13 protein-coding genes are annotated in these 17,067 nt (G+C 50.0%); 3 read left to right on the plus strand and 10 right to left on the minus strand.

Annotated features, from left to right (window positions below):
- Positions 1-44: 44 nt before the first annotated feature.
- Positions 45-1,157, minus strand: a complete 1,113-nt coding sequence (locus EPD17_RS01675) for a serine hydrolase domain-containing protein (protein WP_204743256.1) — start codon at positions 1,155-1,157, stop codon at positions 45-47.
- Positions 1,158-1,449: 292 nt separating this feature from the next.
- Here EPD17_RS01675 and EPD17_RS01680 point away from each other — a divergent pair, with 292 nt between their 5' ends.
- Complete coding sequence (locus EPD17_RS01680; RefSeq protein WP_132051221.1) at positions 1,450-2,307, plus strand: pre-peptidase C-terminal domain-containing protein; 858 nt, start codon at positions 1,450-1,452, stop codon at positions 2,305-2,307.
- Positions 2,308-2,479: 172 nt separating this feature from the next.
- On the opposite strand, the gene EPD17_RS01685 is transcribed toward EPD17_RS01680, so the two are convergent.
- From EPD17_RS01685 to EPD17_RS01710, 6 genes are all read right to left on the minus strand, one after another.
- The gene (locus EPD17_RS01685) at positions 2,480-4,705 is read right to left on the minus strand and encodes a CRTAC1 family protein (RefSeq protein WP_165929490.1); all 2,226 of its coding nucleotides are present in this window, start codon (positions 4,703-4,705) and stop codon (positions 2,480-2,482) included.
- Between the two features lie 284 nt (positions 4,706-4,989).
- A complete protein-coding gene (locus EPD17_RS01690) occupies positions 4,990-5,853 on the minus strand; it encodes a GIY-YIG nuclease family protein (RefSeq protein WP_132051225.1) in 864 nt (287 codons plus the stop codon).
- A gap of 179 nt (positions 5,854-6,032) precedes the next feature.
- Positions 6,033-6,416 carry a hypothetical protein gene (locus EPD17_RS01695; protein ID WP_132051227.1) on the minus strand — a complete coding sequence of 128 codons (384 nt, stop codon included), beginning with the start codon at positions 6,414-6,416 and terminating at the stop codon, positions 6,033-6,035.
- A 187-nt stretch (positions 6,417-6,603) separates the two neighbouring features.
- Entirely contained in the window at positions 6,604-8,010 is a 1,407-nt protein-coding gene (locus EPD17_RS01700; RefSeq protein WP_132051229.1) for an Ig-like domain-containing protein, read from the minus strand.
- Between the two features lie 312 nt (positions 8,011-8,322).
- Positions 8,323-11,508, minus strand: coding sequence for an ATP-dependent helicase (locus tag EPD17_RS01705; protein ID WP_240040704.1), 3,186 nt, complete (start codon positions 11,506-11,508; stop codon positions 8,323-8,325).
- A gap of 2 nt (positions 11,509-11,510) precedes the next feature.
- Complete coding sequence (locus tag EPD17_RS01710; protein WP_132051233.1) at positions 11,511-12,554, minus strand: PDDEXK nuclease domain-containing protein; 1,044 nt, start codon at positions 12,552-12,554, stop codon at positions 11,511-11,513.
- A gap of 319 nt (positions 12,555-12,873) precedes the next feature.
- Between EPD17_RS01710 and EPD17_RS01715 the strand changes: the two genes are divergently transcribed.
- Positions 12,874-13,206 (plus strand): RNA recognition motif domain-containing protein, encoded by a 333-nt coding sequence (locus EPD17_RS01715; protein WP_114237481.1) that lies wholly within the window; start codon positions 12,874-12,876, stop codon positions 13,204-13,206.
- Positions 13,207-13,469: 263 nt separating this feature from the next.
- Here EPD17_RS01715 and EPD17_RS01720 read toward each other — a convergent pair whose 3' ends face one another.
- Positions 13,470-14,171, minus strand: a complete 702-nt coding sequence (locus EPD17_RS01720; RefSeq protein ID WP_132051235.1) for a LytR/AlgR family response regulator transcription factor — start codon at positions 14,169-14,171, stop codon at positions 13,470-13,472.
- Positions 14,168-15,274, minus strand: coding sequence for a sensor histidine kinase (locus EPD17_RS01725; RefSeq protein ID WP_132051237.1), 1,107 nt, complete (start codon positions 15,272-15,274; stop codon positions 14,168-14,170). Before EPD17_RS01725 ends, EPD17_RS01720 begins: the two co-directional genes overlap by 4 nt.
- Positions 15,275-15,488: 214 nt before the next feature.
- On the opposite strand from EPD17_RS01725, the gene EPD17_RS01730 reads away from it, so the two are divergent.
- Positions 15,489-16,313 (plus strand): CPBP family intramembrane glutamic endopeptidase, encoded by an 825-nt coding sequence (locus EPD17_RS01730; RefSeq protein ID WP_132051239.1) that lies wholly within the window; start codon positions 15,489-15,491, stop codon positions 16,311-16,313.
- Between the two features lie 18 nt (positions 16,314-16,331).
- Here EPD17_RS01730 and EPD17_RS01735 read toward each other — a convergent pair whose 3' ends face one another.
- Entirely contained in the window at positions 16,332-17,003 is a 672-nt protein-coding gene (locus tag EPD17_RS01735) for a hypothetical protein (RefSeq protein ID WP_132051241.1), read from the minus strand.
- Between the last annotated feature and the right edge of the window lie 64 nt (positions 17,004-17,067).

A 17,067-nucleotide genomic window follows, 5' to 3' on the forward strand; every position in this document is an offset into this window, starting at 1 on the left:
ATGGCGTATGTGTTTTTAGGAAGATACAAAAAGCCCGCATGTATTTATTTTTTCTCGGTAGCGGCAATGACGCGGCTTACCAGCCCGGCCAGTGCAGCGGGCTCCAGCCAGCGGGTTACAATCAGGAGGTCGTGTGCTTCGTCTACCACTATGTAATTGCCGCCAAAGCCGGCGGCATAGTAAATGTTTTTCGGAACGCCTTTTAATTCCTCATCCGCGTTGGTCCACCACATCAGCCCGTACGATTTGTTGGCGGCAGATGGCTGCTGTGCGGCGGCCACCCAATTTTGCGAAAGGAGCTGCTGCCCCTTCCATTTGCCGCGACGCAAAAACAGGTAGCCAAACCGGGCCTGGTCCAGTGTGTTGATGAACAGGCCGCCGCCAAAATGCCCGCCGCCGCTCACCGACTGCACCTGCGCCCCATCGAGGGTTACAAACGAATTGTGGTAACCATGCCAGCGCCAGGTGGTGGAGGCGCCAATGGGATCCATGATCTTTTCTTTAAGCACCTGTGGCAGCGGCCTGCGCCACACCTGCAGCAAGGCATAAGCCAGCACATTTACCCGTGCATCGTTGTATTCAAACTGGCTGCCGGGCTCCAGCAGTTTGCGGGCACGCCATTCGTCGGGGCCACCTTCGCGTGGCGGACGGTCAGCCCAGTCGCACACTTCAAACTGGCAGCCGCTCCAATCAGATGTTTGATCGAGCAGGTGACGCCATGTAATTTTTTCGTTGTGTGCCCCGGCAAAAGTTTCGTCCCACACATAGCGGCTTACCCGCTCATCTATATTACGAATGAGGCCGGCATCCACGGCCAGGCCCGCCACGGTAGATAAATAACTTTTGGTGGCGCTAAAGGTCATGTCCACCCGTTTCACATCGCCCCACTGCGCTGCAATATATCCGTCTTTGATAATGAGGCCGGCCGGTTTTCCGCGGTGCTTCATCGGGCCCAGTATGGTGTAGCCCGGCTCCCGAGCATACGATTTCATATTGGCAATGCGCAGGTCTTCTTCCATTTTCACCTCGTTGCGCAGCGCAAAACTCACGGCACTGTCAAGGGTGGCGGCGTCCAGTTTAAGTTGCGCCGGGCTACGTTTTTGCCAGGCGGTATCGGGGTAATACCATTGCTGGCCCTGGGCAATGCCGGAGGCCATTAGTAAAAACAAAACGCAGAAGAGTCGGGAGGAAAAACAGGACAACATGTAGGTAAAAGCATTGGTGCAGCTATAAATATAACCCGTGCTGCAATGAGGTTGTGGAAAATAAACCGGGGCCATTGCAATAGATACAAGCAACCAAACGTAGCGTTCAATACTACACGGAAAAAGTTGTCGAATAGCCCCAAAGCAAGTGCTGTAGCACAATGCCTAAAAAAGGTTTGTTTAACGGCGCTTGCATCAGTTTACAATTCGCTATTATATTTGCGCACCAAACGTACCCCACATTATGAGAAAACTTTCTATGAGCAAGGCATGCCTTGCCTTGTTGCTTTTTGCGGCATGCAGCATCTCCTCCTGCGAAAAGTTAGCCGAATTAAACGAAGACATTGATGAAGCCGTTGACGAAATGCTCGGTATCCGTGCACTGACCGAAGACCTGAGCAAAACCTCCACCAACTTCAACGAGATCAAAGATTTCCTGATCAATGGAAGGGATGCCTCTTCCGAGATCAAGGTAAATGTTACTTCAAGTGTGCCTTACCGTTATGAGCATAAACGTTATACTTTATCGGGCTCCATGTGGAGCATTAAGACCACCACTTATTCCGGCTCTATTCCCAAATCGTACCTCACCAACAGATCAAGCGCCAACATTGTAAAAGTGAGTGTGCAAAACAATGTGCCCAACCTGTATGTAAACGGAACCAAGATTGCCAGCGGTACCTCATCGGGTTCATCGGGCAGCACGGGTGGCAGCACCGGAGGATCGGGCACTACCACGCCTACATCGCAAACGCTGGTGGATAAGGATCTTTCCGGCGATTCGTACGAAAAGAAAACCATTTCTTTTACCGTGCCTACCGGTGTAAAAACCATGGTGATCCGCACCACCGAAAGCAATACCGCTTACCGAAATACCGCCGACCTGTTTGTACGCAGGGGCTCGGCGCCCATTGTAAACGGGCCCAAGCCACCATCGTGGACACCGGCTTACTCCTGGACGGCCGATTGCTCGGGCATTCAGCCCAACCGCGTTGACGAGGTATGCACGTTTAACAACCCCGGCTCCGGCACCTGGTATATTACGCTGTATGGTTACAATACGTATTTCAGCAGCCGTGTGCTGGTGACCATTACCAAGTAATTCGATACATCCTTATAAAGTAAAAACAAGAGCGGTTCCTGTGCAGGAACCGCTCTTGTTTTGTGTACAATTTAACGGTATGGTACAAACGAATTTTATGGACCCCTTTTGGCTGCGCTGATAAAAGAAACAGGACCTATATGTGTACAAACACTCGTTTTGTTGCAGCATTTTATAAAGAAGCACCACAACTGATCAATCCCTTTTTACCGGAAAGATCAAATGGATCAAGGTTGGCAGTGGTGAATGTGCTTACACCTTCCCTGATGTGGATGTTGTTATCGGGTTGCACGGCTTTAAATACCTGCACCTTGTTGCTCACCGGCCACTTTATTTCAATGCTTTCAATGCGGGTGGCGCTGCCTATGCCAATATGCTGGCGCAGTGGGCTGGCGCCAAAACTACCGCCCGAATTTACATCGCGATACACCGAACGCTGCACGCCGTTTTCACTAAACGTTACTTTAATTTTTGCACCGATAGCAGCCTTGTTTCCGTTTACGCCTTCCAGCGAAATATTGATCCAGTGGTTGTTGTTTTGACCTGGGTTGAGGTACAGCGAATTTTGATACGCATCGCCCTGGTAAGCACCGCCCACTTCAATGTGAATGTCTTCATCACCGTCGTTGTCCAGGTCGGCAAACGAAACGCCGTGGCCTTTTTGCAGGTTGCCCACACGGGCAGCGGCAGTAATGTCGGCAAAATGTTTTCCGCCCAGGTTTTTGAACATTTTGTTGGGCACCAGGGATTCGTAATTGGGATTGCCGGTGCCCAGGTAAATATCCAGGTAACCATCGTTGTCGATGTCGCCAAAGTTGGAGCCCATAGCAAATGCCACCTTGGCCAGCCCCGATTGTTCGGTGACATCGGTAAACGTGCCGTTGCCATTGTTGCGGTACAAAAACTGTTTGCCTGCATTGCCCGTGGGCAGCCCTAAAGCCTCCGCAGCGGCATACACACCCAGCGTAGAATTAAAATCGTAGTTGCACACAAACAGGTCGAGCCAGCCATCGTTGTTATAATCCCAAAACCAGGTGCCAAATGTTTTTGCCGTGCAGGTCTCCAGTCCCGCCGCTTTGGTTACATCGGTAAAACGAACGACGCCATTTTTGACGCCTTCATTCTTCAGCAGCACTTTTTTGTTGTGCAGGGTTGAAATAAAAATATCGGGTTTGCCATCGTTGTTATAGTCGCCGGATGTAACGCCTTTTACAAAGCTTTTGATGTTGGCGCCGCTTTCAACAGCCATGTTTTTGAAACCGCCTTTGCCGTTGTTGATGTATAGTTCGCAAACATTGTCGTCGGCCGCATCAGTCGATTCATTTCCGATAAACACATCCAGCCAGCCATCGCCGTTAAAGTCGTTCCAGGTGGCCGTTTGCGTGGGATGAAAGGAAAGTAGTCCTGCCGCTTTGGTCACGTCGGTAAAAGTGCCGTCGCCATTATTGCGCAGCAGCGAATTGGGCTCCCGCCCAAACTTGCCTTTCCAGCCACCGCGCAGCACAAAAATATCTTTGAGTCCGTCGTTGTTATAATCGGTTTGCAACAGGTTGAGCCCGCCTGTAAGCTTGCTCAGGCCCGATGGTTCGGAGCGGTCTTCAAACACGCCTTTCCGGTTGCTCACAAAATAATGCATGGGGCTGGCCAGGTCCCAGCCAGATGTAATGATGTCGAGGTAACCATCGCCGTTGAAATCATCTACAATGCTTCCGCCGGCCATGTCTTCGGTGTTGAGGCCGGTGCGGATGGCCGCATCGGAAAAAGGTTTTACCAGGCTCGATGTATCCTGATCAAGGCCGGGAATAAGGTAGGCCGTTGGCACACATTGCGGGTAGCTGCCCATGGTCATGTATGCAATATTGAGCAGCCATTTTGTTTCCAGGTCGGCAGGGTTGCGTTGCAAAATACCACGGTACAGTTCCGCAGCCCTTACCGAGCCCCATTTGTCGCGGTGAACGCCGCCGCCTTTTATGGGAAAAATGCACGACTCGGCGCTGTGGTTGTTGCGGCAGTTGGCTTTTTCGCCCATGCGCAGGTACGTCAGCGCCAGGTCTTTTTGCACCGCTGCGGGGTCGGTGTACAGCGACAGCACCTCGTTGCGCATCAGGGTTTCCAGTATTGCCTGTGATGAATCTTCGCGGCCCAGCTGCAGGTACATGCGGGCTTTGTTTACCAGGTACCCCGATTGTTCATTGGTGCTGCCCGAAACACGCAGGAAAGAATCCATTTGCACCAGCACTGCCGCAGGCGCAAAACCATTGGCGCTGTTGAATTCTGTTTCCGCCACCGATGCCAGCAGCGTGGTCATTTCGTGGTTGGGGTCGCTATTGCTGTTGCAGGCAGCGCACCATACAGCAATTAGGGGCAGCAGCTTTCGGCACAATCGTTTCACCATCATATCGGGTTGTTTGCACTGCATCGGGTTTGCAGCGGCATTGAACAATTTAACTTTAAACAGGTTTGCCAAGTATTGCTGTGGTGCTCCGGTAACCCAGGCCTTTTTGCCTGCTTTGTGTTTGGGCCGGCGCGTATTTCAAAACGTTTGATTGCCTGCGGGAAGCTTAGCGCCCCACCAATAGCGCTGTTGAAAATACAAAAAAGGCCACAATTTGCCGTGGTATTAGCTTTCGGTCTATGCTTATATCAAACTTGAACCTTAGTCTGCAATAAACGCATGTAGCTTTAGACTATTTCCGCGATAGCATCAATTCTGTAGATCTCATCGATGGTTTTGTTGTCTTTATTTTTCCACTCTGTCCAGCCGTTTGCCCTACGCCCCAAGATTGCTGCGGCAGCGGCGCTTGGCGACCCAAAAACAAAATCTTCTGTAAAGATTAATACACCTTCTTCCGGTATTAGAATTTTATCATCAAGCAGTTTTTTGCGCATACCGGTCACCCATGTTCCCGCAGTCTTGGTTTCATCCTTATTTGCTTTTGAGCCTTTCAGTACAACAAATCCGTCATCAATCATTTCACCTTGCGCACTTGCTTCTTTTCCTTTGCAATAAAGCAAATCACGCTTTTTCGATGACTTTCTAATTTCTTCAAAAATGGGAAATCCAAGTGTTGAAAGAAGCACTTTTATAGTGTCAAAGTTGTCCAGTAAATCTGCTTCCATACTCTCAGTAATGTATGGCTTTGCAGGTACTGCCAGATTATCTGTTTCATAACGTCCCACTTCGTTTGCTGCCTTAATACAAATGTGTTCCAAGTATTTTACATGAGATTTGGTAAAGGTGTTTGATTTGGAAGTAATCACCACTGCATAATTCCAAAACTCCTTTGACCTGTTGTGCATTTTAAGGCGCTCAAAACAATCTTCTGTTTCACCGATATAAGAAATCGGCTTTGCTTTGTCTTCATTAACGCCGAAAAGAAAATAGATACCATACTTTCTAACCTCGGGCCTTACACCACATTCGGTCAATTTATTTCTTGGAATCAAAACAGCCACAATCATTCTGTTCGTCAAGTCGGCAATTTTAATACTGGTAGGATTTCCGTCGGGTAAAAATATCTGAATCGTTTGTGGTCTTTGCGTCATAAATAAGGTGTAAGAATTGGTTGCCTACAACGGAACGGGGCTTTACGCAGTGCGGGGCTCCGCTGCTCTGTCGTTTAGATAAAGGTAAGCACCCATCACAATTGCACAATAGCTCGTAAAATGTTCTTCAGCCCGCATTGCGAGAAGCCCATGTTCGCCGCCTTTGTCATTTTGCCACATTACGAAGGAGAAAGTAAAATTCCGATTAATTCCGTCCGGTCAAAGTCTGAGAAGATGATGAAAGTGCCACTAGGTATCTCGAAAGAAGAAATACATATATGGGTAAGTAGGGTTTTTTGAAGGTTCGGCACTAAAGTGTCATACCCAATGATAGGTCCGCCAGGAGGATAGCCAACTTTGATCCGTTGAACCTCGAATTTGGCACGGGACTGATAAATATCAAGGATGTGTTCTTTCGTAGTCCCTTCAGATGGGCCATCGAAGTCCCAGAAAGTTCCCTTCACCTCAGGTCGGATTGGAAAAAGGTCTTCCAAAATCGGATAGTTTACCAGATTATTTTGAAGCAATAAAATAGTTCTTTCAAGATTTTGGGAAGTGGTCATGGGATGGCGGCTAACATGTAATATACGAACCAAATAGCGCCAACAACCACAGTTATAAACCAACCGCTTAAACAACCAATGTGCTGCGTTAATTAGGTTAAACACAAATGCAGTGATAGCGCAGATGCATGCACAAAGAGTATCATTGAACGTTTATCCTGTCAATTCCGAAAGCGTTATAAATAACTTACTGCGTCACCGCATCCACCGTAAACTCATTTTCCCAATCGCCTTTTACGTTTATTTTCCGGCCCAGCGGCTGCACCAGTTCGGGCTGGCGGCGTACGCCAAAAAACTGGCCGGGGTCCCATTTGCCATTGCCATTGCGGTCGTATAGCAGGCGCAGGTCGTACTCGCCGGGCAGGAACAATTGCTGCACAAAACGGCCGCTTTTAATAGGCACCGAAAACACAACCTTATCAGCCTGCACAAACTGCAGCACCGGGTTCAGGGTGGTATCGGCGCCGTTCAGCGCCAGGTTGATGGAACCATAATCTTCGGTGCGCTTAGTGCGGAACGAAATCGTATCTGCCTTCAGCAGTTTGCGGCCCAGGCTGTCTTCGGCAAAATCCTGCTGCGCAATGAGGTGGTAATCGCGGCCCGGCGTCCAGGTGTGTTGCAGCTGCAGCATTTTTCGCGATGAATCGAGTATCCAACGGTAATTGGGCACGGTGTTATAAGCACTGTCGGCCACCAGCACAATTTTGCTGAAATCCCACTGGCGCAGGGCCCGTTCAAAAGTGATGGTCAGCGGCGTCAGCAGGTCTTGCTGCCCGTTTACCAAAGAGTTGGATAGCCTTAAGCGGCGGTCAGCAGCAGTGTTGCTGGCTGACGGTGTAGTGGTGGTGGTTCGCGGCGCATTTTCGGCCACTTCGTTGTAGGCATAAAGCCGGATGGAATCGGCACCGGAAACCACCGGGCCATCGGCAAATGCAAATGCCTGCGCTGGGTTGGTGTAGCGGCGCAAAATACCGGCATCGCCAATGGCGTAAATGGCAAACGAGTCGCGGGGCAGGTTGGTAAAGCGGAAGTTGCCGGCATTATCCACCCGGCTCACATAGCGTGGCCGCTGTTGGTACACGGCCGAGTCGTCCATGCTGCGGTGCAGCACCACAATCATGGTAGTATCTATTTTACCGCTTTCCGCCATCACCACGTTGCCCGAAAGCTGCAGCGAATCCAGCACGGGGCCGGTGGAAAAACGGTAGGTAAAATTGCGCAGGATATTGCCTTCGTTTTCGTCGCGCAGCGCATTGCCAAAATTGAAAATATAAGTGGTGTTGGCTTCCAGCGAATCGCGGAGGCGAATGCTAATAGTGCGGAGGCGCGACTCTACAATGGGAGTGTTTTCGAAAATGGGCATGAACAGCAGGTTGCCCTGCACCTCTTCCAGCTTTACAAATTCGTTGAAGTTGAGGGTAATGCGGTTGCCGCGGAAATTAACGGTACTGTCGGCCGGGGTGGCCTCCACCAGCACCGGCGGCAGCGAATCGCGTGGGCCGCCCTGCGGCGGAATAATATTGGCGCAGCCTGTTGTAACCTGCAATACAGCCAGGGCACCAACTATAGTGAGCAAAAAAATTAACTGCTTCATAAAGTGGCAGCAAACTTAGCTCGTTTGCTGTTTATACTGATGTTAATTGAACCACGAAGGCACGAAGGGAGAAAGGACAACAAAGAAAAATTTAGCGACCGTTTAATTTTCGTTGCTGCAACGTTACACTTTAGTTGCTGCTTTTTTACCCGTTAAGATGAAACCCAAACCTTGAACGTTCAGATCCCTCCTTCGTCGGGATGACAAAGGCAACTTCACTGCTTTTTCAAGCACTGCTCAAAGCACAACTGATTTATTTTATCAACTCCTTAGTGCTCCTTTGTTTCTTAGCGCCTTCGTGGTTCAAAAAACTTACACCACCCGCAGTATGCCGCCGCGGTGGCTTTCGGGTTCTTCTTCTACTATTTCGTGCAGGGCAATGGCCAGCTTGTTGGTTTTTACGAAGGTGCACCAGTGGCAATCGTCTTTGCCGCAGCCGGTGTAAAAATCGTGGCGCTGCACTTTTTCCCACACGGTTTTGATCTGCTCTTTCACGGTTGTGATATCCGCATCAGTGATCACCACTTTTTCCTGGCGGTATTCCTTTTTTTTATCCGGCTCAATAAAATCGAACACCACGCCGGCCACCTGCCAATCTTTGTTGTGCAGGTTGTCGATGAGCAGTTTGTAAAACACAGCCTGCCGCCAGTAGTCGCCGCCGGCCGGGTTGCGGTCGTTGGGTGGCTGCAGTTTTTCGCGGGCCTTTTCGGGGTCGCCCGATTTGTAATCCACAATGGTGGCCAGCTTGCCGTTGAACTCAATTTTATCCAACTTTCCTTTCAGCGGTATTTCATCCACCACCACGCCCCGCACATTGCGTTCCACCGCCACAATGGTGTTCCATTTACCTTCATAAGCCGCATAGTATTGTTTTAAAATAACCTGTCCATATTCCAGGCGGCGGGCAAATTCTTCCCGCGTAAAACTTTCGCGGTGGCGCTTCATGTACCAAACAAAATCCTGTACAAATTCATCGGCTGTAGGAAAGCTGCCGCGGTCCTGTGCCTTGCGAAACAGTTGCTCCAGCGCATGGTGCACCGCCGATCCAAACTCCATGGCCTCGTTGCGCGGCGATGGAATGCGCACCACATTTTGATAATAAAAACCAAGCGGGCATTTCAGGTAGTTGTTCAGCGCACTTACGTTCATTTGAAAATGCTGCACGGCGCGGGTCTCCCATTCATCCTCCAGGTGGGCCACTTCGGGGGCCTGCGGCGGTGCCAGTTGCAACACCTGGAAATCGATGGCCACTTCGGGCTGTAGCCGCGGTCTTTCGGTAGGCAGAATATGTTGCTCCAGCACTTCGGCAATAAACATCGACGGCTCCAGTTGTTTGCCATCGGCGGCGTACTGCGGGTATGAAATATAAAGGTGGCGCTTGGCGCGGGTAAGCGCCACGTAAAACAAACGTCGTAGTTCTTCCATGTCGGCAGCTTTACCCCGGCCTTCGCCAGTGCTGGCAAACAAGGTATCGGGGAAAGAGAAACCGCTGAACGGCTTGCGCTTTTTTTCCCAGCAACCCGAGGTGCAGCCTACAAAAAACACGTACTCAAACTCCAGTCCTTTGGAGCCGTGTGCCGTCATCAGGTTCACGCCTTTATCGTTGCCGGCCACCTGCACCAACGGCAGCACCAGGCCCTCGCGGCGCATCAGGTCCATGCGGGTCATAAAGCCTTCCAGGTCAATCATCGGATGTCGGCGGGTTTCTTCTTTTACATGGTCAAAAAAGCCGGTGAGCAATTGCAGCAGCCAGCCTTTTTCGGGGTGGTGCAGCGTATGCGTTAAAAACTGTCCTTCACGAATCACTTTTTCCACCAGGCCCTGCAGGGTACAGTTGCTAACCGCACCGATCAGGCTTTCCAGTATGCCGATGGCTTCTTTCAGTTCTTTGGAAGGTGGCTGCCAAAAAAGATCGGTGGGTTGCTCCACCAATTTTTCGGCCAGGTATTGCCGCAGGGAAGTGGCGCCGCCTTTATACCGCTGCTCCGATACTTGCATGCTGGCTTTTGCAATTTCGATGGGTTGAATTCCCCACCATTCAAAATGCAGGATCTCGAACAGCATTTCATCGCCGCTGTAGGCCTTGTCGTGCTCGGCACGCAGGTAATTGAGCACTTGCAGCAACTGGCCAATCAGCGGCTGCTCCAGTATATTGAGGTTGCGCTTGGTGTAAAAAGGCAGGCCTTTCAGGCGCAGGTAATCGGCCAGTTCTTCGCCGTATTTGTTTTCGCGGTAAATAATGCCGATTGCGTTGCCGGGCACGCCCTGCGCAATCAGCTTTTCTATTTCCAGCGTGATGTGGATCATTTCATCGCGGCCTGTTTCGTACTCGCGGATGGTGGGCGAATCGAGCAAATGAAGCAGGCCATCGTGGCTGCAGCGCAGGTCTTTGCTCAGGCCTTCAATTTGAGCCACCAATCGTTCATCATTGCGGTCGATGAGGCTTTTGGAAATGTCCAGTATCGGTTGCGTGGAGCGGTAGTTGTTGGTGAGCACCACGGTGAGCAAATCATCGGCATAGCTTTTTGCAAAATGCAGCATGTTTTCCACGTTGGCACCCTGGAAGCGATAGATACTCTGGTCGTCGTCGCCCACTACAAACACGTTGGGCTTGTCCCAAAAGTTGATGAGCAGTTCCACGATCTTGTTTTGCGAGCCTGAGGTATCCTGGTATTCATCCACCAGTATGTATTGAAACTGCTCCTGGTACTGGCGCAGCAGCGCTTCGTTGGTTTCAAACGCCTCGATCACCCAATTGATCATGTCGTCAAAATCGTAGCGGTTGCGGCTGCGCATCATTTGCTGAAAGCGGGCAAACTCGGTGCAGGCGGCCCGCAGTTTTTCCATCTTTTCCTTTTGCTCCTCAATTTTATCCCAGCGCACATCGCCTTTCTTGTATTCTTTGGTAGCACGCTTGCAAATGTATTCGTCGCGGGTGGGCAGGTCGTTCAAATATTCATCCACTTTCTGGCAGATGTAATCGGCCTTCCAGCCTTCGCGTTTCATCATTGAAAAAAGAGACTGCAGGCTGTTGATCTCAAAATAAACATCACCGCGGTAGCGCTTCAGGGGGTGGTCTTTTGGAAAAGAATCGATCAGCTCTTTCATCAGTTCGATGCGCTCCAGGTCGGAAATAGGATCGAGGGCTGTTTTTTCAAAAAGCGACAGGTTTTCCTGGATTACATCGTTGCAAAAAGCATGGAAGGTATAAATGTGCACCTTGTAAGCATCGGGGCCAATAAACTGCGACAGGCGTTTGCGCATGGCCACCACGCCGGCATCGGTGTAGGTAAGGCACAAAATGTTTTGCGGCTCGGCGCCATTTTCACCGAGCAATATTTTACCAATGCGTGCCGACAGGATCTGAGTTTTGCCCGTACCCGGCCCGGCAATCACCATTACGGGGCCTTCAATCTGGTCCACGGCGCGGCGTTGCTGCTCGTTAAGGCGCTTGTATTCGGTTTCGAATTTTTGCAGGAGTTTTTCGCGGGGCGTCACGTTTATGGGGTTTGGTGTTGTGTATTATTTTGTTCCGGTTCAGTCACTGTTCCGGTCCGGTTTTCCAGTTCTTTTTTGAGCTCGGCTACCAGTTGGCCTTCGCTGGGCAGGTACAACTGGTACTTGCTGGCAACAATCGTTTGGTTGCCCTCTGGCAGCGAAATGCGCACCATTGCATCGTTTTTATCGGTGCACAGCAAAATGCCAATGGTTTTGTTTTCGGTGGGCTGCTTTTCAAAACGGTCGTAATAATTTACATACATCTGCAGCTGGCCCAGGTGGCCATGCGTCAGCTTTTCGGTTTTGAGTTCCACCAGCACAAAGCATTGCAGCAGGCGGTTATAGAATACAAGGTCCACAAAAAATTCGTCGCCGTCGATATGAATGCGTTTTTGCCGCGCCACAAAACAAAAGCCGTTGCCCAGCTCCAGCATAAACTCCTGCAGGTGGGTGATGAGTGCACCTTCCAAGTCACGTTCGTAATAAGCAGCTTCCCCTTTCAGGCCCAAAAACTCCAGTACCATCGGGTCTTTGATAATGTCGCGGGCATCGGCAGGCTGTTGTTCGGAGCGGGCCACGGCCAGCACTGATTGCACATCTTTGCTCAGCAGCAGGCGTTCAAACAACTGACTGTTGATCTGCCGCTCCAATTGGCGGGCCGTCCAATTATTTTTTTCGGCTTCGGCCATATAAAATGCCCGTTTTTCTTCACTGCTAATGCTGATCAGCAGTTTGTAGTGGGTCCAACTGAATTGCGTCCGCAGTGTGGACGCAATTGGAAAGGTGCGGTAAAACTGGCGATAACGCTCCAACTGGCGGCGTGAAAAGCCCGATCCGTAAGCAGGCTCCAATTCAGCAGCCAAGCCTTTTATAAGGTACGCACCATAATCAGCACGGTCTTTTGCGCCCTGTTCTTCTTCAAAAATCTTTTGTCCTATTTTCCAATATAGCAACACCCGCTGGTGGTCCACGGAGCGGATGGCTGCATCGCGGGAAGCGGCAATGAGTTGTTGGATCTCGGTAATAAGATTGTTGCGGAGTTGCATGGTGGCAAGTTTAGTGGCGTGGCGGCAAAATGCTGAGCATGTGGGCAAAGGTAGCCACCATTTGCTACGAATTTTAGCAATGTGGATAACGGCCCAAACCAGTTACAATCCAAGGGCGGGGAAGGCAAAATATCCTTTGTGTTATCTTTAAGATGTTTTTACGGTGGTGTATAAACTAAAGGTCTATATTTGCATAGTCAATTTGAGCCTCGCATCAGTAATCGTTAATTAGTCTGCCAGTTAGCCTTGCATCTTAGTTAATTCTCTTACTTCTTGCCTTTCTCAAGTATTTTTCAATTTTTTTTCAATCAGACCGAACATGAACATTTATGTTTCCAATTTGAGCTTCAACGTACAGGATGAAGACCTTAGAGAATTTTTCACTCCTTATGGCGAAGTAACTTCTGCAAAAGTTATCACCGACCGTGAAACCGGCAGGTCACGTGGTTTTGGCTTTGTAGAAATGAGCGACAATGCTGCTGCTCAAAAAGCAGTTTCTGAGCTCAACGACGCTACAGTTGACGGCCGCACCATTAAAGTAATGGAAGCTAAGCCGAAAGAAGATCGTCCTCGTGGCGGTGGCGGCGGCGGTTTCCGCGGCGGCAACAGCGGCGGCGGTTACGGCGGCGGTGGCTACAACAAAAGGTATTAATCCCCTTTGATAATAGCATTGCGAAAGGCCCCGGTTTTCCGGGGCTTTTTTTGCCCCTACGTTAATGATATTGCTTTCATCAGGGTAGGCTTTTGTCATGCCGAACCCTATTCGACAACCAACTTCAAATTAGAGCTACGGACAAAAAATGCAGTAGTTTTTATTTATAAAAAATCTATTAGGTGTGGGAGATGCCGAAACAAGTTCGGCATGACAGTCGTTTATAGAAATAAGCTCCAGTTCTCTGCTATTTGACCAATGCTTTATTGCAACTGCAACCGGCGCAGCAATTCCTCCTTGTATGTATTGCCCACAGGAAGGGCTGTTTTACCCAACTCCACCATGTTTCCCTGCAGCGCAGTGATCTTGTTGAGCGCCACAATATAGGACCGGTGAATGCGTAGAAACAGCGCCGGAGGCAGTGCATCTTCCATGCCTTTTAAATGAATGCTCGCCAGCATGCTGCGGTCTTTCAAATGCAGTCTGCAAAAATCCTTCAACGCTTCCACGTACACAATCTCTTCAAACAACAGCTTCACCATGCGGCTGTCCTGTTTTAAAAAAAGATGATCCTTGTTGGACAATGCAGCGTTGGGCATTTGCATTTGCAGCAACCGCTCCACTTTTGCAAGCGCTTCGCTGAAACGGGCTTCCGTAATGGGTTTTACAAGGTAATCAACTGCATTTAAATCAAACGCTTTGGCAGCATACTCGGCATAGGCTGTAGTAAATACCACCAGTGGCGGTAGGCGCAGTGCCGACAAAAATTCAATGCCAGTCCTGTCGGGCATGTTAATGTCTAGGAACACTACATCTACATGATGTTGGTACAAGGCTTCATACGCTTCGGCCACGGAGCGGCATGCAGCCACTACCTGCCAGCCCGCAGTGCGGCCGATGTAGCGGTGCAGGAGGTCGCGGGCCAATGGCTCATCGTCAACAATAATGCAGGAAACATTTTTCATTGTAGCGGGCAACTTAAGCGAAACAAATAAACATCATTTACAGCGCCTGCAGTGCAGGCTGCCTGTGCACCAAAATAATGCGCCACACGTTTGTGCAGGTTGTGCAAGCCAATACCACCGCCGCCTTTATGATGGTACGTCTGTACCGGGTTTTCAATGGTTACCTCCAGCTTTCCTCCATGGGCCAAAATGCGCACATCAATGGTATTTCCGGCCGCATCAGGCGTGTATTTAAATGCATTTTCCAATGCTGGCATAAACAGCAGCGGCGGTATTTCGTAATCGTCATTGTCTGTTGTAAACCGGAACAAAACCTGCGTGTTGTTTAGCCGCAGTTGCTCCAGTTCTATATAATCCTGCAGGAGCTGCACCTCTTGCTGCAGCCTTATTTTTTCAGCACCGGTTTCGTATAAAGTGTACCGCAAAAAGCCTGATAACCGCGCAATGGTAGCCGTTGCTTTTTCTTTATGATCGGCTTCTACCAGCGCATAAATATTGTTGAGGGTATTGAATAAAAAATGCGGGTTTACCTGCGCTTTTAAAAAATTAAACTCCAGTTGCAGGTTGTCTTTTGCCAGCTGCAGCGACTGCACCGTTTTGCGGAAATTGTTTCGTGCAAACTTGATGGCTACCGGCAAACTCAATTGCAAAATGAGCATGTACAAAAAGCCACCCGATAGAATGCGCACCACTACGATGTTGGAGAAGTGGGTTTGCAAAAACCCGTGGTAATCGGGGTTTGCAGCCGCCAGCCGCTCAGCGCAGGCAGCACATTTATGAAAAACCAACAGGTCGCCCAGCGAATCGAGGCAGGCGATCAGCACGAACCATAAAATGCCCAGCAATATAACAGGCACCCATGACCGCTTTTTATTGAACAGGGGCAGCAGGCCATACATCAATGTATAAAAAGCCAGTGCCGAAACAAGCGTTGTTTTTACCGACAACAAATAAGTGGCCGCCGTGCCCCGCATGGTGTTGAAAGAAATGGTACCGAAATAATAGCCGCTGGCAAAAACAAGCAACCAAAACAACACGTGCAGCAGCAGGCGGTACCGGTTATCGGTATAGGTATAGGCCAGTAGATCTTCTTTACGTTTCATGATATAAAGCTGCAGTGCGGAAAATTTGTTGCGCTATAAAATCGACCAACATATGCTACGGGCCAACGAACTGAGCTCCGCCGGCAACAAGCGGTTTGCGCCAAAGGCCCGTTGCCCGAAACGCTGCTTTTGTAGGCAGGCGGCCGCTGTTCGTCGATCATTTTTCTACCTTCCTTAAGTTCTTTTTCTTTTTGTGTATTCCTAAACATACAACATGAAACAGATGATACAACGGGCCCAGTTTGCCACCCGCATTATTGCCGCCCTGTTGCTGGGTATTGCAGCCATTGTGTTGAGCCAGGCCGTTTATAACATTGTGCCCATAAAGCCCTACTTCCCCTTGCTTGGCGAAGTGCTACTGGTATTGGCCACGTGGCTGATGTACCGAACCGATAACCAAACCTTGCTGCCACTGGGCTTGCAACCCAATTTCAAAAACCTGGGCTTACTCCTATTGGGCCTTGCTATTGGTGCCGTGGCAGTAATGGGTTGCACCGCGCTGCGTACGGCCTATACCGGTGAAGTATGGCACCTATCCACCGCTGTTGATGGCTGGGCGCTCCTGAAAAGCCTGTATTATATTTTGCCTACGGTGGCGGTGCAGGAGTTGATGTTTCGCGGGTACCTGTTTACCAAAAGCATTGCCTGCTGGGGCGTGGTGCGGGCCAATGTGTTGTTTGCAATTTTATTCATGCTGGTGCATGTGCTTGACCGCGATGTGTTGCAGCAACCGGCGCAGGCCCTGTTCCTCCTCATCAGCATACCAGTGGGGCACCTGTGGTTTGCCAGCGGGCTGTTGCGTACAGGTTCACTGCTGTTTGCTATAGGCCTGCATTGGGGCAACAATTGGGCAGTAAGCCACTTGGCCGGAAATGGGGACACCACAGGAACCATGTTTTACCTCACCAACCAAAAACTCTTCACCACATGGCTTCCGTTCATTGTGGTGATTCTCCTGTTCAATGGCTTTTTCCTATTGGTCACCTGGGCCACCTGGCGTTGGGGTAAAAAAGAAAACCTGCCGATGGCAGGTTTCTAAAAAATATCGCTTGCAACTTTACTCTTTGGTAAGCGTCAGGTTGTGCTTGCGGGTTACTTTACGCGGTGTGCCGCTGCTGTTGAGCACAGGCTGCAGCTTGGGTGCTTCCAGTGTAATGCGGTCTTTTGTTTGCTGCTGCAGGTAGCTGTTTTCGGGCATTACAAACACATCACTTACGGTAAGCTGTCCGTCGGTTTCAATGGCGTATGAAACGGTCACATAATAAGTGCCTTTTTTCACTTTTTTGTTGGGCAGCGCTTCGGCAGTGAGTGTTGCCGCCACGGTAGTCATATATTCTCTTACCAGTGCATTATTGTCTTTGGGCTTGGGTGCCGGTGCTGTAGGTGCAGCAGTCGCTTCAGGTTCGGCAGTGGCTGTTGCCCCAGAATCAATTACCGCCACATCGTTGGCATTTGCCGCAGTTGCTGCAGCGGAGCTCCGGGCTGAATCAGTTGCAACCACTCCGTTACGGGCTGCACTATCCATTGCTGTGGAAGCAACCATTGCAGCCGAATCACGCACTGCTTTTTGCTGCACACTGTCCACCATCAACGATTTCAGGTCATCGCCCTTGCGGATAACGGTGCCGGGTTGGGCCTTTAGTCTGCCGCTGTACAACGCATCACGGAGCGACTGGCCCTGAACGGCCAGGGAGCCCATCAACAAAACGGCGAGGATTCCTTTTTTCATGGTTTCTGTGGTGTTTACAAGCAAGTTAATCAGCAATGCTGTTAGGGTGTTCCTAAATAAATCG

Origin of the sequence: Pseudocnuella soli, assembly GCF_004347775.1 — a bacterium.
Lineage (GTDB): Bacteria > Bacteroidota > Bacteroidia > Chitinophagales > Chitinophagaceae > Flavisolibacter > Flavisolibacter aquaticus.

What these genes read in the sequence shown, in the direction of transcription:
- EPD17_RS01675 (WP_204743256.1), bottom strand. Translation starts at nt 1,157, where the DNA reads ATGGCCTCCGGCATTGCCCAGGGCCAGCAATGGTATTACCCCGATACC.
- EPD17_RS01680 (WP_132051221.1), top strand. Translation starts at nt 1,450, where the DNA reads ATGAGAAAACTTTCTATGAGCAAGGCATGCCTTGCCTTGTTGCTTTTT.
- EPD17_RS01685 (WP_165929490.1), bottom strand. Translation starts at nt 4,705, where the DNA reads ATGATGGTGAAACGATTGTGCCGAAAGCTGCTGCCCCTAATTGCTGTA.
- EPD17_RS01690 (WP_132051225.1), bottom strand. Translation starts at nt 5,853, where the DNA reads ATGACGCAAAGACCACAAACGATTCAGATATTTTTACCCGACGGAAAT.
- EPD17_RS01695 (WP_132051227.1), bottom strand. Translation starts at nt 6,416, where the DNA reads ATGACCACTTCCCAAAATCTTGAAAGAACTATTTTATTGCTTCAAAAT.
- EPD17_RS01700 (WP_132051229.1), bottom strand. Translation starts at nt 8,010, where the DNA reads ATGAAGCAGTTAATTTTTTTGCTCACTATAGTTGGTGCCCTGGCTGTA.
- EPD17_RS01710 (WP_132051233.1), bottom strand. Translation starts at nt 12,554, where the DNA reads ATGCAACTCCGCAACAATCTTATTACCGAGATCCAACAACTCATTGCC.
- EPD17_RS01715 (WP_114237481.1), top strand. Translation starts at nt 12,874, where the DNA reads ATGAACATTTATGTTTCCAATTTGAGCTTCAACGTACAGGATGAAGAC.
- EPD17_RS01720 (WP_132051235.1), bottom strand. Translation starts at nt 14,171, where the DNA reads ATGAAAAATGTTTCCTGCATTATTGTTGACGATGAGCCATTGGCCCGC.
- EPD17_RS01725 (WP_132051237.1), bottom strand. Translation starts at nt 15,274, where the DNA reads ATGAAACGTAAAGAAGATCTACTGGCCTATACCTATACCGATAACCGG.
- EPD17_RS01730 (WP_132051239.1), top strand. Translation starts at nt 15,489, where the DNA reads ATGAAACAGATGATACAACGGGCCCAGTTTGCCACCCGCATTATTGCC.
- EPD17_RS01735 (WP_132051241.1), bottom strand. Translation starts at nt 17,003, where the DNA reads ATGAAAAAAGGAATCCTCGCCGTTTTGTTGATGGGCTCCCTGGCCGTT.